Below are 20,595 nucleotides of genomic sequence, written 5' to 3' on the forward strand. Positions count from 1 at the left end.
CAACCAGAACCCCCCGGCCACGTCCGCGCGGGGTCAGGGGACGAGCGCGAGCTTCCCGCCGGGGTGCTGCGACTCGAGCACCTCGGCCGCGGCCTTCGCCTCGGCGAGCGGGAACGTCCGCGCGACGGGGACGGCGAGCTGCCCGTCGCCCGCGAGGTCGATGAGTCGCTGCCGCACCGAGTCTCGGAACGCCTTGCTCTCCGGCTGGGCTCCGCCGATCGCCCGGATGCCGTCGGCCCCCGCTCGACCGAACGCGGCGATCGTGACGATGCGCGACCGGTCCGCGACGAGCGCGAGCGAGACGTCGACGGCCTCGTCGGTCCCGACGCAGTCGAGCGCCACGTCGACGCCGTCGCCCGTGCCGTCGGCCACGAGTGCCCGGACCCGGTCCTCGAGTCCGTCGCCGTAGGCGATCCACTCACCGCCGAAGTCCGCGACGGTGTCGGCGTTGCGCTCGGAGGCGGTTCCGATGACCCGCGCCCCGAGGAGGCGGAGCTGCTGCAGGAGGCTGACCCCGACGGCGCCGGCGGCACCGTGCACGAGGACCGTGTCGTTCCCCGAGGCCCGGGTCACCCGGAGCATGTCCGCGGCGGTGGTGCCGGCGAGCAGGAGGTTCGCGGCCTCGGGGAAGCCGAGGGCCGCGGGCTTGGCGAACACGTCCCGTGCCGGCACCGTGAGTCGCTCGGCCCAGCCACCAGCGACCCGGAACGCGAGGACCTCGTCACCGACCGCTCCCCCGCCGGACGCGATCTCGGTGTCCGGACCGACGGCGCTCAGGACGCCCGCGACCTCGTAGCCGATCGCGATCGGCAGGTCCGACGGGTCGCCCTGTCGGGTGTGCTTCGTGTCGGCGGGGTTCATGCCCGCGGCGCGGACGTCGATCGTCACCTCGCCGGGCCCCGGGGCCGGCACCTCGGTCTCGACGTACTCGAGGACTTCGCTGCCGCCGAACCGCGGGGCCACCCAGTGCTTCGTCATGCTCCCGACGCTACGCGCGCGGTGCCGGACGTCGTCGGGCACGCAGGGTACGGGACCGCAGCACGAGCAGTGCGGAGCCGGCGACGAGGAGGGCTCCGGCGATCGTGAGCGGCACCGTCGGGTCGCTGCCGGTGAAGGCGAGTTCCGCCGGGGAGTTCCCGGAACCGCCGCTGCCCGAGCCCGCAGCGACCGGCACGGCCGGAGCGCTCGACGTCGGTGCCGAGGGAGTGGGGGTCGGCGTCGGGACCACCGCGGGAGCGCGGACGGTGAGGACGTACGTCTCGGTGTCGGCCGGGGCCGTGCCGTTGTCCGCCGTGATCGTCACCGTCGTGGTGCCGGGCGTCGTCGGGGTGCCGGAGATGACCCCGGTCGTGGGGTTGATCGTGAGCCCGGGCGGCAGGGTCCCGCCGTCCGAGTACGTGGGCGCGGGCGTCCCGGTCGCCGTCACCGGGAACGAGTAGGGCGTACCGGCGGTCGCGGCCGTGGGGGTGCCGGACGTGATCGTCGGAGCCACCGTCTCGGAGGGGGTGCCGGGGGCCGGGCACCCGGTCGGCGCGGTGATCGTGTTCGTGTCGAGCGTCACGGCCGCGGTGCGCGCGAGCAGACGCCCGACGACCGTCGCACCCGTGGTGGCCGTGACGGACTGGTCAGCGAGGACCGTGCCCTGGAACTGCGCGGCGCTGCCGATCGTGGCCGAGCTGCCGACCTGCCAGAAGACGTTGCAGGAGCTCGCGCCACCTGTGATGAGGATGCGCGTGCCCGATCCGATCGTCAGCGTCGACGCGGCCTGGAACACCCACACGGAGTCGGCGCTGCCCGCGAGCGTCAGCGTCCCGGTGTCCGCGAGCCGAAGTGCGTCGCCGGTGTAGACGCCGGGCGACAGGCTGAGCCCGTTCAGCTCCGAGACGCCGGTCTGCGTCGGGGTCAGCGACGCCGCCACGTCGTACGCGGTCGTGGTGTCGGCCTGCGCCTGGGCCGCTGCCGCGTCGGTCTGGTGCACCGTGCCGTCCACGATCCCGTTGCCGGGTCCGCCGAACCCGGTGATCGAGGTCCCCGGGGAGAGGCCGAGGTCGCCCTGGACGGTGGTGGGTCCGGTGTTCGTGACGGTCGAGGCGCCGAGGACGCCGTACGTCGCGGCCGTGCCGAGCCCGATCGGACCGTCGATGACGGTCGCGGCCGAGGCGGGACCGGAGGACGCGAGCGCCAGCGCTGCCGCCAGTCCGATCCCGGTGCCGATGAGGGTGAGTGAGCGGACGATGGGCGTGCTGGCCATGACGGCCCCTGCCTGTTCAGGAGAGGTACCGCACAGGTGTCGAAGTCACCCGGCACTCGCCGTGTCGCGAGTCTCGCTCGCGTACCTGTGCGTGAGGGTCCCGATTGCCAGGTTCGGCGGATCCGCGGGGATCGGACACACCGGTGCGCGGCGCGATCGCCTCGCGTCCGGCGGTACCGTCGACTGGTGCCCTCCACTCCCGCAGCCCCCGACCGCACGCACCGGACGGCCGGCCCGCAGCACGCGGCCGTCGTCGTGAACCCCTCCGCGGTCGACCTCGCCGCCCTCCGCTCGGCGGTCGCCACCGAGCAGGGGTCGCTCGGCTGGGCCGACACCGCCTGGTTCGAGACCGCGGCCGACGACGACGGCCGCGCCGCCGCACGCGCCGCCCGTGACAGCGCACCCGACGTCGTGCTGGTCGTCGGTGGCGATGGCACGCTGCGGGTCGCGGCCGAGGTGCTGCACGGCTCCGGCATCCCGATCGCCCTGCTCCCGACGGGCACCGGCAACCTCTACGCACGGAACCTCGGCATCCCGATCGGTGACGTCACCGCGGCCGTCCGGTCGGCGTTCCACGGCGCGGACCGTGCCGTCGACGTCGCCTTCGCCGCGCTCACCACCGCCGACGGGGACACGACCGAGCACGCGTTCCTCGTGATGGCGGGGATCGGGCTCGACGCCCGGATGGCCGCGGACACGAACGCCGGGCTGAAGAAGCGCTTCGGCTGGCTCGCCTACTCCGACCCGATCATGCGGTCCGTGGTCGGCAACCGCCAGGTCGACCTCCGGTACCGCCTCGACGAGGGCGACGAGCACAGCATGCGGGCGCACACCGTCATCGTGGGCAACTGCGGGACCCTCACGGCGGGCCTGCTGCTCCTCCCCGAAGCGCAGCCGGACGACGGACTCCTCGACGCGGTGGCGTTCCGCCCGCGTGGCGCCTTCGGCTGGACGAAGATCGGCTACGGCCTGTCGCTCAACCGCTTCTACCACCGGACGCGTTTCGGACGGCTGCTCGCCCGCTTCCTGCCGCGGTCGCGGACGCTCGGCTACACGACGGCGCGGCGACTCGACCTCGTGCTCGACGAGCCCGAACAGCTGCAGTTGGACGGTGATCCGTTCGGCCTGGTGGCCGCTGCCAGCCTGCGCGTCGAGCACGGCGGTCTCGTGCTGCGGACGGCCTGACACGGCGGTCCGACGCGGGTGCGTGACGGACGGGAGGCGCGGTGCCAGCCGGCACCGCGCCTCCAGTCCGTCAGGTGGATGCGTCGAGGACGCTAGGCGCGCGCGGACCGCACCCGGTCCGCGAACGCGGCGTGCAGCGGGTGCTGCTCGTCGAGCCCGGTGATCTCGGTCACGACCTCGGCGTCGCTCCGGTCCGAGCGCAGCAGCGCCTGGAGTTCGACGCTCTGCTCGTCGTCCGGCACGTCGAAGCGCAGCGCGGCGCCCATGGCGTCGAGCAGCGCCGTCGGCTCCGTGCCGTCCTCGGCGAGGGCGGCGGCGGGCGACACGAAGCGCTCGTCGCGGGAGAGCTTGCGCAGCGGCTGTCGGCCGACGCGTGTCACGGTGTCGGGCAGGTGCGGGTTCTCGAAGCGCCCGATGATGGCCTGCACGTACGCACGGTGCACCTCGGGGTCGAGCTCGTGGCGGCGGACGAGCAGGTCGCTCGTCTCGGCGAGCACGGACTCGAGCTCGGACCGGACCGCGGGGATCGCGATGGCGTCCGAGATCTTGTCCGCCCCGGCGAGGAAGCCGTGGTACGCGACGGTCGCGTGCCCGGTGTTCACCGTGAAGAGCTTGCGCTCGATCGACGCGGCGAGGCCGTCGACGTAGTGGGCGCCGGGGATCTCCGGCTCGTTCCCGCCGAACGGCGTGCGGTCGATGGCCCACTCGAAGTAGGTCTCGACAGTGACGTCCAGGCCCGCGCCCTCGGGCTGCGCCGGGACGATGCGGTCGACCGCGGTGTTCGCGAAGACGGCCTTGGCGAGGGCCTGGTCGCGGACGTCGGCGGGGAGCGCCTCGACGATGAACTCGCGCAGGCGGTCGGTGGCGTTGAGGGCGTTCTCGCACGCCATCACGGCGATCGGCGCGGCGTCCGCGTCGCGCTGCTGGAGCGCCTTCGCGATGACCGGTGCGATGAACTTCAGGACGTTCGGTCCGACGGCGCAGGTGACGATGGACGCCGTGGCGATCTCGGCGACGACGGCCGATTCGTCCTGGGCGCTGTTCAGCGCACGGAAGTTCGTGACCTCGTGGTCGCGCGCGTTCTGACCGACCTCGTGCACCGTGTACGAGTCGGCAGCGGCGAGAGCGTCGATGAGGGGCGCGGCGACGTCGGCGAAGACGACCTCGTAGCCGGCCTCGTGCAGGAGCAGTCCGACGAAGCCGCGGCCGATGTTGCCCGCGCCGAAGTGGACGGCGGTGGGGGTGCTCACTCGTTGACCTCGCCGAGGATCGACAGGATCGCGGCGGTGTCCGGTGCGTCGGTCAGCTTCTGGACCTCGTCCTCGTCGCTGAACACGATCGCGATCTTGGACAGGATGTCGAGGTGCTCGTTGTTGACGCCGGCGATGCCGACGACGAAGCGGACGGGGTTGCCGTCCCAGTCGATCGGGGTCGCGTAGCGGATGAACGACAGCGCCGAGGACTTGATGGCGTCCTTCGCGTCGTTCGTGCCGTGCGGGATGGCGAGGAAGTTCCCCATGTAGGTCGAGACGCTCTTCTCGCGCTCGAGCATCGCCGGGTAGTAGTCCGCCGTGACCGCGCCTGCAGCCTCGAGGATCTCGGCAGCCTCCTTCATCGCCTCCGACTTGGTCGGTGCGGTGTCCTCGGTGTGGATCCGGATCTGGCTCTCCTGCAGGACGGGCATCGGGGTTCTCCTTGCTTCGTGACGTGGCGTCGTGGACGTGTGGAGGGGACGAGCCGTGGCCCGTCCCCTCCGATACTGCACTTCGTTACTGGTTCTTGAGCTGTTCGACGACCTGGTCGTACTGCGGCGCGTTCATGAAGTTGCCGACCGACACGTGCTGTGCGTTCGGGTTCTTCTGCTTCGCGCGCTCCGTCAGCTCCTCCTGCGTGATGATCAGGTCCTCGTCACCGGAGAGGTTCGCGATCGCCTTGTTGGAGACCGTGACCCCTTCGATGCCCGCCTTCTTGATCTTGTTGCGGAGGACGCTGGCGCCCATCGCGCTGGAGCCCATGCCGGCGTCGCAGGCGAACACGAGGTTCTGGACGCGGGTCGCGGTCGCGGTGGTCGCCGAACCGACGCCACCGAGCGAGGCCTCGGCCTCCTCCTCGTTCGCCGGGGAGTTGTTGCCGAGCAGGCCCGAGGTCGCGGCGTTGACGTCGCGGCCCTTGTTCGCCTGGAGCTTCGCCATCGCGGCGCTCATGTCGCCGCCACCGTTCGCGAGGTCACGCTTGCGGGTCGCGATGAGGAAGAACGACGCGACCGCGAACGACACCGCTGCGGACAGGATGACCGAGAGGATGACGCCGAGGAAGCTGTCCTTCGCCGTCGCACCGAGCACCGCGAAGATCGATCCGGGCGACGCCGGGGCGACGAGACCGGAGTGGAACGCGACGTTGGTCGCGACGCCCGTGGCACCACCGAGGATGACGGCGATGAACAGGACCGGCTTCTGCAGCACGTACGGGAAGTAGATCTCGTGGATGCCGCCGAGGAACTGGATGATGATCGCGCCGGGAGCGGTCGAGCGGGCGATGCCGACACCGAAGAAGGTGAAGGCGAGCAGGATGCCGAGACCCGGGCCGGGGTTCGCCTCGAGCAGGAAGAGGATGCTCTTGCCGGACTCCTGGACCTGCTGCGCGCCGAGCTGGTCGAGCACACCGTGGTTGATGGCGTTGTTGAGGAAGAACACCTTGGCCGGCTCGATGATCACGCTGGCGAGCGGGAGCAGCGAGTGCTGGACGAGGAAGTTCACCGCGTCGCCGAGGCCCTCGGCGATGAGCTTGAACAGCGGCGCGAGCCAGAAGAACCCGGCCATGGCCAACCCGAAGCCGAGGATGCCGGCCGCGTAGTTGTTCACGAGCATCTCGAAGCCCGGCCGGATCTTGCCGTCCCAGAGCTTGTCGATCTGCTTGATGAGGTACGCGCCGAGCGGCCCGCAGATCATCGCGCCGAGGATCATCGTCGTGCCGTTGGCGCCGATGATGACACCCATGGTCATGATCGAACCGACCACCGCACCACGGGTCTCGTAGACCATCCGGCCACCCTCGATCGCGATCGCGAGCGGGATGAGGTAGGTCAGGATCGGGCCGACGAGGCCGACGTTCGCGACGCCGCCCGTCTCACCGAAGCCGCCGAGGATGCCCACGGGCGTCCAGCCGGTCTCGATGAAGAAGGCGGTGATGATGCCCCACGCGATGAAGATCGCGATGTTGGGCATGACCATGCCGGAGAGGAACGTGCCGAACTTCTGAACGGCGACGCGTGCGCCGCCCCGCGACTTCGCGGGAGCGTCGGGCGCTGCAACGGACGACGTTGTCATGTGCGGTGACTTTCTGTGAGGTGCTGCTGCTGCGTGTGGAGGGGAGGTGGTGCTGGGGGGTCGGATCAGGCGGCGTGCGTCGCGGCCGCGGCGGACTTGGCGGCCGCCGCCGTGCTCGCGGCGAGTGCCGCCTGGGCCATCTCGCGGGCCTGGTCGAGGGTGTGCTTGCCGAGTTCGGCGCGCACGTCGGCCAGGGCCGCGGGGGTCATGGAGAGCGTCGTGGCGCCGAGACCGACGAGCACGACGGCGAGCAGCGGGTCGGCCGCTGCCTCGCCGCAGATGCCGACGGGCTTGCCGGCGTCCGCACCCGCTGCGCCGAGCTGCGCGACGAGGCGGAGCACGGCGGGGTGCCACGGGTCCTGGTAGGACGCGACGGTGCCGAGCATCCGGTCGGCGGCCATCGTGTACTGGGTCAGGTCGTTCGTGCCGATCGACACGAAGTCGGCGGAGGTGAACACCTGCTCGGCCATCAGCGCGAGCGAGGGGACCTCGGCCATCACACCGGCGGTGCGGATCCCGAGCTCGCGGGCGAGGTCGACGAAGTACTCGGTCTCTTCGGCGTCGGCGACCATCGGGGCCATCACCCAGAGGTCGGCCTCGGTCTCGGCGTCGGCCTGGGCGAGCGCCGTGAGCTGGTCGCGGAGCACCTCGGGGTGGTTCCGGAGCGCCCGGAGACCGCGTCGACCGAGGGCCGGGTTCTCCTCGTCCTTGTCGGTGAGGAACGGCAGGGGCTTGTCGGCACCCGCGTCGAGCGCCCGGACGACGACCTTCTTGCCCGGGAAGGCCTCGAGCAGCTGCTTGTAGGAGTCCTTCTGCTCGTCGACGGTCGGCGCCTTCGGCGAGTCGAGGAAGAGGAACTCGGTGCGGAAGAGCCCCACGCCCTCCGCACCGAGAGCAACGGCGCCCGCGGCGTCGGCGGGGCTGCCGAGGTTCGCGAGCAGCGGGACGGTGTGCCCGTCGGCGAGCGCGCCGGCGGTCAGGGGCGCTGCGGCCGCGGCGAGGCGGTCGGCGATGCGCTGCTCGACGTCGGCGACGAGGTCGGCCGACGGGTCGGTCACGACGGTGCCGGCGGCGGCGTCCACGACGACGACCGTGCCGTCGGCCAGGTCGTCCGCGCCGGTCACGCCGACGATCGCGGTGATGCCCTTGGCACGGGCGAGGATCGCCGTGTGCGAGGTCGGGCCGCCGTCACGCGTGACGAGGGCGAGGACCTTGTCGAGGTCGAGGAGTGCGGTGTCGGCCGGCGCGAGGTCACGGGCGACGAGCACGAAGGGGGTGTCCGACTCGGGCACACCCGGGGCGTGGACGCCGCGGAGCTTGGCGATGATGCGCTGGGCGACGTCGTCGAGGTCGGCGGCACGCTCCCCCATGTACCCGCCCATCGAGACGAGCAGGTCGCGGAACTGGCCGAACGCCTCGAACACGGCGCGCTCGGCGTTGGTGCCGCCGTCGATGCGGGCGTGCACGTCGTCGAGGAGGGTCGGGTCCTGCGCCATGAGCGCCTGCGCCTCGAGCACGGCCTGGGCGTCCCCGCCGGCGAGCTGCCCCCGCTTGTTGAGGTCCTCCGCCACCGCTGCGATCGCGGCGGCCACGGCCTGCTTCGCGTCGTCCGCCGAACCGGTCAGGGCGTCCTTCGACGGTTCGCCGAGCGGGTCGGCCATGCGGAGCACGGGGCCGTGGGCGACGCCACGGCCGACGCCGGTGCCGAGCAGTTCGGACATTCGAGACTCCTTCATCTCACGCGCGCTTGCGGTGGGGTGGTTCGTTCGGTGCGCGCAGCGCGGAGACGGGACCCCGCCGGTGCGGCTGAGCAGCACCATACCCCGATCCACGTTGACAAACAAACACATCCGGGGATAAAAATGCAGAAACAGATGCCCGTTTGCGTCTGGTGGCGGATCCGTTCGGGTCGCTGTCGCCGGAGACGTGCCCGGTCGTGTCCGTTCCGTTCCGACTCCCCCACCGCTTCCGAGACGACGAGGCCCCGATGTACGCACCAGAGCGCCACCAGCGCATCGTCGAACAGGCGCGTGCGCAGGGCCGGGTCGACGTCAAGGACCTCGCCGAGCTGCTCGAGGTGACCCCGGAGACGATCCGCCGCGACCTCACCTCGCTCGAGCGACGCGGGCTGGTCCGACGTGCGCACGGTGGCGCGATCCCCGTCGAACGCATCACCCTGCACCCGGGGGTCGGCGACCGTGGCGGCATCAACCAGGCCGAGAAGATGGTCATCGCCGAGGCCGCGCTCGGCGAGCTGCCCGAGAACGGGTCCGTCATGATCGACGCCGGCACCTCGACGATCTGCCTCGCCGAGATGCTCCCGACCGACCGTGGCCTCACCGTCGTGACGCACTCCCTGCCCGTGGCGATGGCGGTCGCGAACCGGCCCGGCATCGACCTGCACCTGCTCGGCGGCAACATCCGCAGCGACTCGCTCGCCGGCGTCGGCACGTGGACGCACCAGCTCATCGGGATGGTCAGCGTCGACGTCGCGTTCATCAGCATCAACGGCATCACGCCCGAGCGCGGCCTCACGACGCACAACATGGCCGAGGCCGCCGTGAAGTCCGCGATGATCAAGTCCGCGCGCCGCAGCATCCTGCTCGCCGACCACACCAAGTTCGGTCGCGAGGAGTTCGGCCGCGTCGCCCCGCTCGCCGCGATCGACACGATCATCACCGACCCCGGCGTGAACGCCGACCTCGTCCGCGAGGTCGAGGCCGCCGGCACCGAGGTCTTCTGGCCCGGCCGCGACTGACCCTGCGTCCCGCCCCGGAACCGCCCACCCCGCGCTCGCTACCATGAGCCAACCACCCATCGACAGGAGTACATCGATGTCCGAAGCCACCCGCACCGTCACCGTCGCCAGCGCGTCCGGCCTGCACGCACGCCCGGCCTCCCTCTTCGTCCAGACCGTGACCGCGTCCGGCCACCAGGTCACGATCGCGAAGGGCGACAAGTCCGGGAACGCCGGCAGCATCCTCGCGCTCCTCGGCCTCGGCATCGAGAACGGCGACGAGGTCACCCTCACGGTGACCGGCGACGACGCCGAGACCACCGCGGACAGCCTGGTCGAGTTCCTCAAGACGGACCACGACGCGGCCTGACCACACGACGGACGGGAGGCGCGGTGCCAGCTGGCACCGCGCCTCCCGTCCGTCGTCCGGTCGCCCTTACTGCTCCTGCCCCGGCGGCGGGATCGGGCGCAGATCGCCCCAGGCGAAGGCACTCTCGGCGATGAAGTCCTGCAGATCGTCGGCGATCTTCAGCAGCATCTCCGGTTCCCCGTCGCGGAGCCACAGCCAGGAGTCGCCGTCGTCCCCGGCGATCGACCAGGCGAGCGCCATCCCCTCGTCGGCGACCTCGGTGTCGACCACCCGCCGCAGTCGTTCGGACCAGTCGCTGTACACCCAGAACTCCGCTCCCCGGAACTCCTCCGGACGCAGCATCTGCTCCGCCACGGGGCGGAACGCATCGAGCAGCTCCCCCACGGTCATCACGACGGTCACGGCGCGAGCCTACGACCGGCGCAGCCGTGTCGGCACCCGCCGATAGGGTGTTCTGCATGACACGCCTGCGCCTCGCATCCGTCAACGTGAACGGCATCCGTGCCGCGTTCCGGAAGGGCATGGGCGACTGGCTCGCCACCCGCGACGTCGACGTGCTCGCCCTGCAAGAGGTCCGCGCGTCGAGCGACGACCTCGCCGGGCTCCTCGGCGACGAGTGGGACATCGTGCACGACCCCGCCACCGCGAAGGGTCGGGCGGGCGTCGCGATCGCCTCCCGCCACAGCGCGCACGTGCACCGCGTCGCGCTCGGTGCGGACGACTTCGACTCCGCCGGGCGCTGGCTCGAGGCCGACTACGAGATCGGCGGCACCACGGTGACGGTCGTCTCGACGTACGTGCACTCGGGCGAGGTGGACACCCCGAAGCAGGACGAGAAGTGGAAGTTCCTCGACGCGATGACCGAGCGGCTGCCGAAGCTCCGCGAGCACAACCCGCTCGCGGTCGTCGTCGGCGACCTCAACGTCGGGCACGACCAGCGGGACATCAAGAACTGGAAGGGCAACGTCAAGCGCGCGGGCTTCCTGCCGCGTGAGCGTGCCTACTTCTCGCGGTTCTTCGGCGAGCAGGGCGCCGAGGTCGAGGGCGCCGACGGCACGACCGGGCCCGGTCTCGGCTGGGTCGACGTCGGTCGCGCCCAGGCCGGCGACGTCGAGGGGCCGTACACGTGGTGGTCGTGGCGCGGCCAGGCGTTCGACAACGACACGGGCTGGCGGATCGACTACCAGATGGCGACCCCGGAGCTCGCCGCGAAGGTCACGCAGTACACGGTCGACCGCGCTGCCGCGTACGACCAGCGATGGTCCGACCACGCCCCCGTGGTCGTCGACTACGAACTCTGACCCGCACCCCCACACTTCTCCAGCACAGGACAGCACCATGACCAAGACGCGCATCTTCTCGGGCATCCAGCCCTCGGCCGGTTCCCTCCACCTCGGCAACTACATCGGCGCGCTCATGCAGTGGCGGACGCTGCTCGACGACTACGACGCCATCTACTGCGTCGTCGACATGCACGCGATCACGTCCCCGCAGGACCCGGCCGAGCTCCGCGCGAACACCCGGGCGACGGCCGCGCAGTACATCGCCTCGGGCATCGACCCGACCAAGGCGACGCTGTTCGTGCAGTCGCACGTCCCGGCGCACGCCGAGCTCGCGTGGGTGCTGAACACCCTCACCGGCTTCGGCGAGGCGAGCCGGATGACCCAGTTCAAGGACAAGTCCGCCCGGCAGGGCACCGAAGCCGCGTCGGTCGGCCTCTTCACGTACCCGATCCTGATGGCGGCGGACATCCTGCTGTACGACACGAAGGTCGTGCCGGTCGGTGACGACCAGCGGCAGCACGTCGAGCTCACCCGCGACCTCGCCGGGCGCTTCAACTCGCGGTTCGGCGACACGTTCGTCGTACCGGAGGCCCGGATCCTCACCGACACGGCGCGGATCTACGACCTGCAGGACCCGACGAGCAAGATGAGCAAGTCGGCCGCGTCCGACAACGGCCTCATCCGCCTGCTCGACGACCCGAAGCGCACCGCCAAGAAGATCCGCTCGGCGGTCACCGACACCGAGCGCGAGATCCGGGCCGACCGTCAGGCGAAGCCGGGCGTGACGAACCTGCTGTCGATCCTCTCGGCGTTCACCGGCACCCCGGTCGCCGCGCTCGAGGAGTCGTTCCAGGGCAAGGGCTACGGGGACCTGAAGGGCGAGGTCGCCGACGCCGTCGTGGCCGAGCTCGAGCCCGTGCGCGCCCGCACGCTCGAGCTGCTCGACGACCCGGCCGAGCTCGACCGGCTCCTCGCCGTCGGCGCCGAGCGTGCCGAGTCGATCGCCGCCGAGACCCTCGCGAAGGTCTACGAGCGCATCGGCTTCGTGCCCCGCACCCGGCGCTGACCGTGCGCCCCGTCACGCTGTCGTCCGCCCGGGTGCACCTCGACGTGCCCACCCGGGCGGACGCGACGGCGATCACCGAGGCCTGCCAAGACCCGGACATCGTGCGCTGGACGACGATCCCCACGCCGTACACCGCCCGGGACGCCACGACCTTCGTCGACGCGCTCGTCGGTCCGGGGTGGGCCTCCGACCGCGAGTACACCTGGGCGATCCGTCGGACGGGGTCCACCTGGCTCGAGGGGATCATCGGGTACCGCACGGCGCGGCGGGACCTCGGCTTCTGGCTCGCACCCTCCGCACGCGGCGCCGGGCTGATGCACGACGCCGTCGGCCTCGTGCTCGACTGGGCCTTCGCGCAGGGTGCGCCGGACGTGTACTGGGAGTGCTACGTCGGCAACACCGCCTCGGCCTCGGTCGCCCGTGCCGCGGGGTTCTCGTACACCGGCACCGGCGACGCGCTCATCCCCGGGCGGGACGGCGCTCCGACGACGGCGTGGAAGGGGCTCCGGCGGGCCGACGGCGCTTCCGCGTCCGACCTGCCGTGGCCGGCCGAGACGACGACGGCACGCCCGGATGACGCGTCACCGACCGTTCGCGGATAGTCTCGGACCGTGACCGTCACCCCTCGGCCGTCGGACTCCGCGGCTTCCCCCGCAGCGCACCCCTCGGTCTCGCCGGCCGAGCTCCGTGCGATGCGCCGTGGCCTCGAGCTCGCGGCCCTCGGCCCCGCGGTCGGTGACCACGTCCGCGTCGGCGCCGTGATCCTCTCCCCCGACGGAGCGGTCCTCGCCGAGGGCTGGCACAAGGGCGCCGGTACCCCGCACGCCGAGGTCGACGCGATGTCGAAGGTCGACCCCGCACACCTGGTCGGCGCGACCGCCGTCGTCACCCTCGAACCCTGCAACCACACCGGACGCACCGGTCCGTGCGCCGTCGCCCTGCTCGAAGCGGGGATCGGCCGCGTCGTGTACGCCGTCGACGACCCCGGGCCGGCAGCCCACGGGGGTGCCGAGCGACTCCGGTCCGGCGGAGTCGACGTCGTCTCGGGCGTCCTCGCCGACGAGGTCGAGGACTTCCTCGAGCGCTGGCTCCTCTCGGTGCGCCTCGGACGCCCGTGGGTGACGGTGAAGTGGGCGTCGAGCCTCGACGGCCGGGCCGCGGCGGCCGACGGCACGAGCCAGTGGATCACCGGTGCGGCCGCACGCCAGCACGTCCACGAACAGCGCGCCGCGCACGACGCGATCCTCGTCGGGACGGGCACGGTCCTCGCCGACGACCCGAGCCTCACCGCGCGGGGCGACGCCGGCGAACTCCTCGCCGACCAGCCCGTCCCGGTGGTGTTCGGCGACCGGCCGGTCCCGGACGACGCCGCGGTCCGCCGCCACCCTCGCTCCCTGCTGGCGCTGTCCGGCCACGACCTCGCCGCCTCGCTCCACGCACTGCGGGACCACGGCGTGCACTCGGTGTTCGTCGAGGGCGGGCCCACCGTCGCCTCGGCGCTCATCGCGGCCGGTCTGGTGGACGAGTACCTCGTCTACCTCGCGCCCGTCCTGCTCGGCGGCCCCCGTGTCGCCCTCGGTGACGTCGGTGTGGGAAGCATCGGCGAGCGTCGGCGGTTGGACGTACTATCGACCACCAGCCTCGGCCCCGACCTGCTGGTCCGAGCACGACCCCACCGCGCACCCCGGCCGGCGGCCGCCGAGCCCGGGATCGCGGGGCCCCAGAACGACCGGAGCACCACATGACCGATGCACTCACCTCCCCCACCCCCGGGAGCCCGGTCCAGTTCGAGGTGTCGACGAACGTCCCGACCACGCACGGCACGTTCGAGATGCGCGCGTACCGCGACCTCGTGACGAGCGCCGAGCACGTCGCGATCATCGCCACCGGCCCGGACGGCGCAGCACCGCGCGACGGCGCCCTCGTCCGGGTGCACTCGGAGTGCCTGACGGGCGAGGCGTTCGGGTCCCTCAAGTGCGAGTGCGGCCCGCAGCTCGACGCCGCGCTCGACACGATCGCGGCCGAGGGCGGCGTCGTGATCTACCTCCGCGGGCAAGAGGGCCGCGGCATCGGTCTCATCAACAAGCTCAAGGCCTACCGCCTGCAGGAGGACGGCCTCGACACGCTCGACGCGAACCTCGCGCTCGGTCTCCCCGCCGACTCGCGGGCGTACGGCGGCGCGGCCGGCATCCTCGCCGACCTCGGCATCACCACCGTCCGCCTCCTGTCGAACAACCCCGAGAAGCGTCGCCAGCTCGAGGAGCACGGCATCACGGTGGAGAGCCTGGTGCCGCTGGTCGTCGGCGTCTCCGCGCAGAACGCGGCGTACCTCGACACGAAGCGCGACCGGATGGGGCACCAGCTCCCCGCGCACCTCGAAGCGGGCAGCCCGCTGGCCTGACCGAGCGCCGGCCCGGCCCGACCCGGCCACGATCCAGCGGATTCGCAGGTTCACGACATCTGTCGTACGATGGTGGCCCCGTCACAAGCGGTACACCACCACGAACCGAACGCACCCGATCAGTGCCCGCGCCACCCCGCGCGAACCGATCGGTGTCCGCCGTCCGGAACACCGCTGCGCTCCCCCCGAGCGTCATCCACGGAGTCTCCTCACCCCATGTCCGCCGCACCGGCACCCGCATCCCCGAAGACCGCAGGCAACCCGCGCTCCCGCGTCGTGATCGCCAGCCTCGTCGGCACCTCCATCGAGTTCTACGACTTCTACGTCTACGCGACCGCCGCGGTCCTCGTCTTCCCGACGCTCTTCTTCCCGAACGAGGACCCGACGGCATCGCAGCTGTCCTCGTTCGTCACGTTCGCCCTCGCGTTCTTCGCCCGCCCGGTCGGGTCGATCATCTTCGGCCACTTCGGCGACCGCGTCGGCCGCAAGGCGACCCTCGTGGCGTCCCTGCTCGTGATGGGCACCGCGACGTTCCTCATCGGCTGCCTGCCGACGTTCGACTCGATCGGCATCTGGGCGCCGGTGCTCCTCGCGGTGATGCGCTTCGCCCAGGGCGTCGGGCTCGGTGGCGAGTGGTCGGGCGCGGCACTGCTCGCGACCGAGAACGCCCCGAAGGGCAAGCGCGGGGTGTTCGGCTCGATGCCGCAGCTCGGCGCCCCGATCGGCTTCCTGCTCGCCAACGGCCTGTTCATCGCGATCAACGCGGCGATGCCCGCCGGCGCCGACGGCACCCCGAACCCGGACTTCCAGGCCTGGGGCTGGCGACTCCCGTTCCTGCTGTCGGCCGTCCTGGTGATCGTGGGCCTCTACGTGCGGTTCAAGCTCGTCGAGTCGACGGTGTTCCGCGGCGTCCAGGAGTCCGGTTCGGTCGCCAAGGTCCCGCTCGGCCGGGTGTTCCGCACCTCGTGGCGCGCCGTGATCGTCGGCACCTTCGGCATGGTCGCGACCTACGTCCTCTTCTACTTCATGACGACGTTCACGCTGTCCTACGGCACCACGGGCGCCGAGGCCGGCCCCCTCGTCCCGAAGATCGGCCTCGGCTACACCCGTGGCGAGTTCCTCACGCTGCTCATGATCGGCGTCGTGTTCTTCGGCATCTTCACGCCGATCGCAGGCATCCTGGCCGACAAGTTCGGCCGTCGTCGCACGCTCATCCCGACCACGATCGGCATCGCGCTCTTCGGCCTGACGTTCCAGTTCTGGTTCGCCGCGTCGACCGGTCCGATCACGGTGGTGACGTTCCTGATCGTGGGACTGTCGCTGATGGGCCTGACGTTCGGTCCGATGGGCGCTCTCCTGCCGGAGCTCTTCCCGACGAACGTGCGGTACACGGGTTCGGCGATCGCCTACAACGTCGCGTCGATCCTCGGCGCCTCGCTCGCTCCGACCATCGCGCTCGCGCTGTGGCAGCCGGACGGCAACATCTTCCTGGTCGGGCTCTACCTCACGATCGCCGCGGTCGTGACGCTCGTCGCCCTGTTCTTCATCCGTGAGACGAAGAGCGCCGCGCTCGACGCGGCGGACACCGCCGGTGAACCGGACGCAGCACCGGTGGACGCGCGCGCCTGACGCGACCACCTGCGCAGACGGGAGGCGCGGTGCCGGCTGGCACCGCGCCTCCCGTCCGTCGTCAACCCGGGTTGACATCCATCGGTGCGTCAATGTAGGTTGACGCGCGTGGACCGACCGACCATCACGAGCCTCGCCGCCGGTGCAGCCGGAGACGACCCGTTCTCCGCCCTCGCCAGCGTGCGCGAACTCCGTCGTGAGCTCGACCGGACCGAGGAACTCGCGGCCCGACGTGCCCGGAACGCCGGCGCCTCGTGGCAGGAGATCGCGACGCTGCTCGGCGTCAGCCGCCAGGCAGTGCACAAGAAGTACGGCAGAAACTAGGAACACGATGAGCTCCCCCTTCGCCAGACCCAAGAAGACCGACGGTCCCCGCGCCACGTTCGGCCGACTGCTGAGCTACCTGTTCGAGAACAAGCCCGCGATGGTCGTCATCATCGTGCTGAGCGTCCTCGGTGCCGGTGCGTCCCTCGCGCAGCCGCTGCTCGTCAACCAGGTCATCACCGCCGTCCAGCACGGCAACACGCTGAGCACCCTCGTCTGGCTGCTCGTCGGACTCGTCATCGTCGCGGGCGTCCTCAACGGTGTGCAGCACTTCCTGCTGCAGCGCGCGGGTGAAGGCGTCGTCCTGTCCACCCGGCGGAAGCTCATCGCGCGCATCCTCAACCTGCCGATCTCCGAGTTCGACACGCGCCGCACCGGCGACCTCGTCTCCCGCGTCGGCAGCGACACGACACTGCTGCGCGCCGTGCTGACGCAGGGCCTCATCGAGTCGATCGGCGGCGCCCTGACGTTCATCGGCGCGATCATCGCGATGGCCGTCATCGACCCGCTGCTCCTCGGCATCGTCGTCGTCATCGTGCTCGTCGCGATCGTCGTCGTCGGCGGGCTCAGCCGCCGCATCCGCGTCGCGTCGAAGCGTGCGCAGGAGAAGGTCGGCGACCTCACCGCGGCGGTCGAACGCGGCATCGGTGCCGTCCGCACGATCCGTGCCGCCGGTGCCACCGAGCGCGAGGTGCACGAGGTCGACGGCCACGCGACCGAGGCCTACCGTCGTGGCCTCGACATCGCGCGGATGTCGGCGTTCGTCGTCCCCGTCGCGAGCATCGTCATGCAGGTCGCGTTCATCGCCGTCCTCGGCGTCGGTGGTGCGCAGGTCGCAGCCGGCACCATCACGATCGCGACGCTCATCACGTTCATCCTGCTGCTCTTCATGATGATCATGCCGCTCGGCCAGGCCATGGGCGCTGCCGTCGCCGTCGCCCAGGCGCTCGGTGCGCTCGGCCGGATCGAGGAGATCCTGCACCTCCCGACCGAGGCGCAGGACGACCAGGCCGTCCGCGTCGCCGCCGCGGTGGAGAGCGACGACGCGATCGCCTTCGAACACGTGTCGTTCCGGTACGCGCGTCCGGCCCAGGCCTCCGGTGCGGACGGCGCCGAGCCGGCCGTCGACGACGACACCGCCTCCGACGACGTGGTGCTGCACGACGTGTCCTTCCGGGTCCCCCGCGGGTCACGCGTCGCACTCGTCGGTCCGTCCGGCGCGGGCAAGTCGACCACGCTCGCCCTCATCGAACGGTTCTACGACCCGACCGACGGCGTCATCCGGCTCGGCGGCGTCGACGTCCGTGGCCTCGACCGCGCCGAGCTGCGCGCGCAGATCGGGTACGTCGAACAGGACGCTCCGGTGCTCGCCGGCACGATCCGGGCGAACCTGCTGCTCGGTTCACCGGACGCCACCGAGGACGACTGCGTCCGCGTGCTCGAGGCCGTCAACCTCGGCGAGGTCCTGCACCGCGACCCCCGCGGCCTCGACGCCCAGGTCGGCGAGGACGGCGTCATGCTCTCCGGCGGTGAACGGCAGCGGCTCGCGATCGCCCGGGCACTCCTCGCCGCTCCGCCGATCCTGCTGCTCGACGAGTCCACCTCGTCGCTCGACGGCGTCAACGAGCAGAAGATGCGCCTCGCGATCGACGCCGTGGCCGAGGACCGCACGCTGCTCGTGATCGCGCACCGGCTGTCCACGGTGGTGGACTCGGACGTGATCGTCGTGCTCGAGCACGGCCGGGTCGTCGGCGTCGGGACCCACTCGGAACTCGTCGAGTCGACGCCGCTCTACCGCGACCTGGCGAAGCACCAGCTGCTCGTCTGAAGCCGCGGAGGGCCACCGCCCGACTTCCGCGCGCTGGGGTCAGAGGAGCGCGCCGTCGGGGTTCGCCAGTCCCTCGTCCATGTCGCTGTGGTCGACGTGCCCACCTGCGGCGCGGATCTCGTCGAGCGCCCGCGCGCTGCGGGCGTCGTCCACCCCGACCACGAGGTCGTCGTAGACGGCGACGTCGTATCCCGCAGCCCGGGCGTCGAGCGCCGATGCCCGCACGCAGTGGTCGGTGGCGATGCCGACCACGTCGATCGTGACGACGCGGTGCTCGGCCATGACCTCGGGCAGCGGGACGCCGTCCTCGGTGCGCGCCTGGAACGCCGAGTAGTCCGGCGTGCCCTGCCCCTTGAAGACGTGCACGTCGATCGGAGCGGTGTCGAGCCGCGGGTGGTACTCGGCCCCCGCGGTCCCGGCGACGCAGTGCACCGGCCAGGTCGTCTCGTAGTCCGGACCCTCGGGACCGGCGAAGTGGCCGCCGTTGTCGTCGTCGCCGTGGTGCCAGTCGCGGGAGCCGACGATGAGGTCGTACTCGTCGGCGTGCCGACCGAGGAACGCGGTGATGCGTCGCGCGAGGTCGTCCCCGCCGGTCACACCGAGGGCACCGCCCTCGGTGAAGTCGTTCTGGACGTCGACGACGAGGAGTGCCCTGGACATGGGTCCATCCAACACCCGCGGCCTCAGGAGCCGGTGAGCCTGCTCCCGCACGAGTACGTCGCCGCCGTCACCCCGTCGAGTGCGGGCAGCGCCGCGGCCCGCGAGGACCCGATCGCGTAGAAGGCGAACGTCAGCCGGGTGCCGTCGGCCGCGTCGATGTAGCCGCCGAGGGTGTTCGCGCTGTCGATCCACCCGGTCTTCGCGTGCACCTTGCCCCGGGCGACCGCGTTCGCCCCGGTGAACCGACTGGCCAGCGTGCCGGACTGCCCGGACACCGGCAGGGCGTTCGCGAGCGTCCCGAGGCCCTTCGCACCGGCGGCGACCTGCACCATGAGGTGCGCGACGAAGTTCGGCGACACGGCGTTCGCGGCGCTCTCCCCCGAGCCGTCCTTGATGACGATGCCGGCCGGGTCGACGCCGTACGACTTCAGGGCCGCCTGGTACACGGCGGTGAGCGAGGCTGCGGAGCCGTCCGAGCCGGACTCCTTCGACGAGATCCGCGCGAGCATCTCGGCGAGGGTGTTGTCCGAGTTCGGGATCATCTGCCCGATGAGCGTCGACACCGGCTGCGAGGAGACCGTGGCGATCGTGTCCGTGCTGGTCGTGGCACGTTTGACGATCTGCGCGTTCCCCGCACCGGCGACCCCGGCGTTCGCGAGGGCCGTGCGGAACAGGTCGCCGGCGCGACCGACCGGGTCGGTGGAGCGCGGCGACGTCTGGGCGCCGGGGTTCGCGCGGTCACCGTCGACCATGAGCGCCGTGACGTTCGGCTGGTAGCCGATCGTCCGCTCGCTCACCGGCCAGGTGGGGTCCCAGGCGTCGGCGTCGTTCCAGTACGTGTCGTCCGTGACGATCGTCGTCACCGGGGTGGTGCCGAGCTTCGCCTTCACCTGCTGGGCGAGCTGCGCGAGCGTCGGGGCGCCCGGGTACACCGTCGCTCCGCCTGCCGAGAGCGTGGCGTCGCCGTGGCCGACGAGGGCGATCGCACCGCCGGACTCCTTCGTCACGGTGGTCGGGATGCGGTGGTCGCCGCCGAGGACGGCCAGCGCGGTCGCCGTCGTCAGGGTCTTCATCACGCTGCCGGTCTGTGCGGCCTCGTCACCGTTGCGCGAGAACAGCACCTCGCCGGTCTTCGCGTTCATGACGTACCCCTCGAACGCGCCGAGGCCGCTCGCCGAGGCGGCGTTCGTGATCGTGCAGGTCCGGAGGGCGGAGGGGCCCGCGGCGTCGTCCGGCACCGTGCGGCCGCTCGGCGTCGGTGTCGGGGTGGGGGCGGCCGTCGTCGGTGCCGGGCTGCTCGACGCGGTAGCGGACGCCGTCGCGGCCGCCGTGGTCGTCGGGGTCGGCATCGTCGCCGCCGCCACGGCCACGGCACCGCCGGACCCGAGCACGAGCACGGTCGCGAGGCCACCCGCGATCCACGGCACCGGGCGGCGGGCGAACGAGGCGCGGACGGCGGTGCGCGCGTCGCGGAGGCGGTCCGCGACGCCGCGCGGTGAAGGCTGCTGGTCGGACATCGCGAACGATCCTACGGA

The 20,595-nt window shown here is 71.6% G+C and carries 19 protein-coding genes and 1 pseudogene; 11 read left to right on the forward strand and 9 right to left on the reverse strand.

From position 1 onward, the window contains the following. Positions 1-33: 33 nt before the first annotated feature. Together JSX79_RS11825 and JSX79_RS11830 are read right to left on the reverse strand one after the other, a co-directional pair. Entirely contained in the window at positions 34-978 is a 945-nt protein-coding gene (locus tag JSX79_RS11825; protein WP_229086425.1) for an NADP-dependent oxidoreductase, read from the reverse strand. Between the two features lie 10 nt (positions 979-988). Further along, on the reverse strand, positions 989-2,251 hold the full coding sequence (locus JSX79_RS11830) for an ice-binding family protein (RefSeq protein WP_229086430.1): 1,263 nt from the start codon (positions 2,249-2,251) through the stop codon (positions 989-991). A gap of 186 nt (positions 2,252-2,437) precedes the next feature. On the opposite strand from JSX79_RS11830, the gene JSX79_RS11835 reads away from it, so the two are divergent. Next, complete coding sequence (locus JSX79_RS11835) at positions 2,438-3,436, forward strand: diacylglycerol kinase family protein (RefSeq protein WP_083414139.1); 999 nt, start codon at positions 2,438-2,440, stop codon at positions 3,434-3,436. A gap of 92 nt (positions 3,437-3,528) precedes the next feature. Here the strand turns inward: JSX79_RS11835 and JSX79_RS11840 are convergent, their stop codons facing one another. The 4 genes from JSX79_RS11840 to ptsP form a co-directional block, all read right to left on the reverse strand. After that, a complete protein-coding gene (locus JSX79_RS11840) occupies positions 3,529-4,686 on the reverse strand; it encodes a mannitol-1-phosphate 5-dehydrogenase (RefSeq protein ID WP_071294737.1) in 1,158 nt (385 codons plus the stop codon). Next, entirely contained in the window at positions 4,683-5,120 is a 438-nt protein-coding gene (locus tag JSX79_RS11845) for a PTS sugar transporter subunit IIA (RefSeq protein WP_022907882.1), read from the reverse strand. Before JSX79_RS11845 ends, JSX79_RS11840 begins: the two co-directional genes overlap by 4 nt. Positions 5,121-5,205: 85 nt before the next feature. Beyond that, positions 5,206-6,762, reverse strand: coding sequence for a PTS mannitol transporter subunit IICB (locus tag JSX79_RS11850; RefSeq protein WP_229086432.1), 1,557 nt, complete (start codon positions 6,760-6,762; stop codon positions 5,206-5,208). A 65-nt stretch (positions 6,763-6,827) separates the two neighbouring features. Continuing rightward, on the reverse strand, positions 6,828-8,483 hold the full coding sequence (gene ptsP / locus JSX79_RS11855) for a phosphoenolpyruvate--protein phosphotransferase (protein ID WP_229086434.1): 1,656 nt from the start codon (positions 8,481-8,483) through the stop codon (positions 6,828-6,830). A gap of 266 nt (positions 8,484-8,749) precedes the next feature. Here ptsP and JSX79_RS11860 point away from each other — a divergent pair, with 266 nt between their 5' ends. Both JSX79_RS11860 and JSX79_RS11865 read left to right on the forward strand, forming a co-directional pair. Then, positions 8,750-9,520, forward strand: coding sequence for a DeoR/GlpR family DNA-binding transcription regulator (locus JSX79_RS11860; RefSeq protein ID WP_071303090.1), 771 nt, complete (start codon positions 8,750-8,752; stop codon positions 9,518-9,520). A gap of 76 nt (positions 9,521-9,596) precedes the next feature. After that, on the forward strand, positions 9,597-9,869 hold the full coding sequence (locus tag JSX79_RS11865; RefSeq protein WP_229086436.1) for an HPr family phosphocarrier protein: 273 nt from the start codon (positions 9,597-9,599) through the stop codon (positions 9,867-9,869). Between the two features lie 66 nt (positions 9,870-9,935). Here JSX79_RS11865 and JSX79_RS11870 read toward each other — a convergent pair whose 3' ends face one another. Beyond that, positions 9,936-10,271: a hypothetical protein gene (locus tag JSX79_RS11870; RefSeq protein WP_229086438.1), complete on the reverse strand. Its 336-nt coding sequence runs from the start codon at positions 10,269-10,271 to the stop codon at positions 9,936-9,938. A 56-nt stretch (positions 10,272-10,327) separates the two neighbouring features. Here JSX79_RS11870 and JSX79_RS11875 point away from each other — a divergent pair, with 56 nt between their 5' ends. The 8 genes and pseudogenes from JSX79_RS11875 to JSX79_RS11910 all read left to right on the forward strand — a co-directional run bounded on the left by JSX79_RS11875 (position 10,328) and on the right by JSX79_RS11910 (position 18,400). Continuing rightward, positions 10,328-11,170 (forward strand): exodeoxyribonuclease III, encoded by an 843-nt coding sequence (locus JSX79_RS11875; RefSeq protein ID WP_071296540.1) that lies wholly within the window; start codon positions 10,328-10,330, stop codon positions 11,168-11,170. 37 nt (positions 11,171-11,207) lie between these two features. Continuing rightward, positions 11,208-12,218 (forward strand): tryptophan--tRNA ligase, encoded by a 1,011-nt coding sequence (gene trpS, locus JSX79_RS11880; RefSeq protein ID WP_070418426.1) that lies wholly within the window; start codon positions 11,208-11,210, stop codon positions 12,216-12,218. Positions 12,219-12,220: 2 nt separating this feature from the next. Further along, positions 12,221-12,820: a GNAT family N-acetyltransferase gene (locus JSX79_RS11885; RefSeq protein WP_229086440.1), complete on the forward strand. Its 600-nt coding sequence runs from the start codon at positions 12,221-12,223 to the stop codon at positions 12,818-12,820. A gap of 90 nt (positions 12,821-12,910) precedes the next feature. Next, the gene (gene ribD / locus JSX79_RS11890) at positions 12,911-13,963 is read left to right on the forward strand and encodes a bifunctional diaminohydroxyphosphoribosylaminopyrimidine deaminase/5-amino-6-(5-phosphoribosylamino)uracil reductase RibD (protein ID WP_229086470.1); all 1,053 of its coding nucleotides are present in this window, start codon (positions 12,911-12,913) and stop codon (positions 13,961-13,963) included. Positions 13,964-13,992: 29 nt separating this feature from the next. Continuing rightward, positions 13,993-14,619 (forward strand): annotated as a pseudogene (gene ribA / locus JSX79_RS11895) (GTP cyclohydrolase II); the annotation flags it as partial. 216 nt (positions 14,620-14,835) lie between these two features. Next, positions 14,836-16,248, forward strand: coding sequence for an MFS transporter (locus JSX79_RS11900; protein ID WP_070418423.1), 1,413 nt, complete (start codon positions 14,836-14,838; stop codon positions 16,246-16,248). A gap of 108 nt (positions 16,249-16,356) precedes the next feature. Beyond that, complete coding sequence (locus JSX79_RS11905) at positions 16,357-16,572, forward strand: hypothetical protein (RefSeq protein ID WP_022907338.1); 216 nt, start codon at positions 16,357-16,359, stop codon at positions 16,570-16,572. Between the two features lie 7 nt (positions 16,573-16,579). Beyond that, positions 16,580-18,400, forward strand: a complete 1,821-nt coding sequence (locus tag JSX79_RS11910; protein WP_070418422.1) for an ABC transporter ATP-binding protein — start codon at positions 16,580-16,582, stop codon at positions 18,398-18,400. Positions 18,401-18,439: 39 nt separating this feature from the next. On the opposite strand, the gene JSX79_RS11915 is transcribed toward JSX79_RS11910, so the two are convergent. Next, positions 18,440-19,060, reverse strand: coding sequence for an isochorismatase family protein (locus tag JSX79_RS11915; RefSeq protein ID WP_229086441.1), 621 nt, complete (start codon positions 19,058-19,060; stop codon positions 18,440-18,442). Positions 19,061-19,083: 23 nt separating this feature from the next. Further along, positions 19,084-20,577 (reverse strand): D-alanyl-D-alanine carboxypeptidase/D-alanyl-D-alanine-endopeptidase, encoded by a 1,494-nt coding sequence (dacB, locus tag JSX79_RS11920; protein ID WP_229086442.1) that lies wholly within the window; start codon positions 20,575-20,577, stop codon positions 19,084-19,086. Positions 20,578-20,595: the final 18 nt, after the last annotated feature.

Origin of the sequence: Curtobacterium sp. GD1, assembly GCF_020882855.1 — a bacterium.
Lineage (GTDB): Bacteria > Actinomycetota > Actinomycetes > Actinomycetales > Microbacteriaceae > Curtobacterium.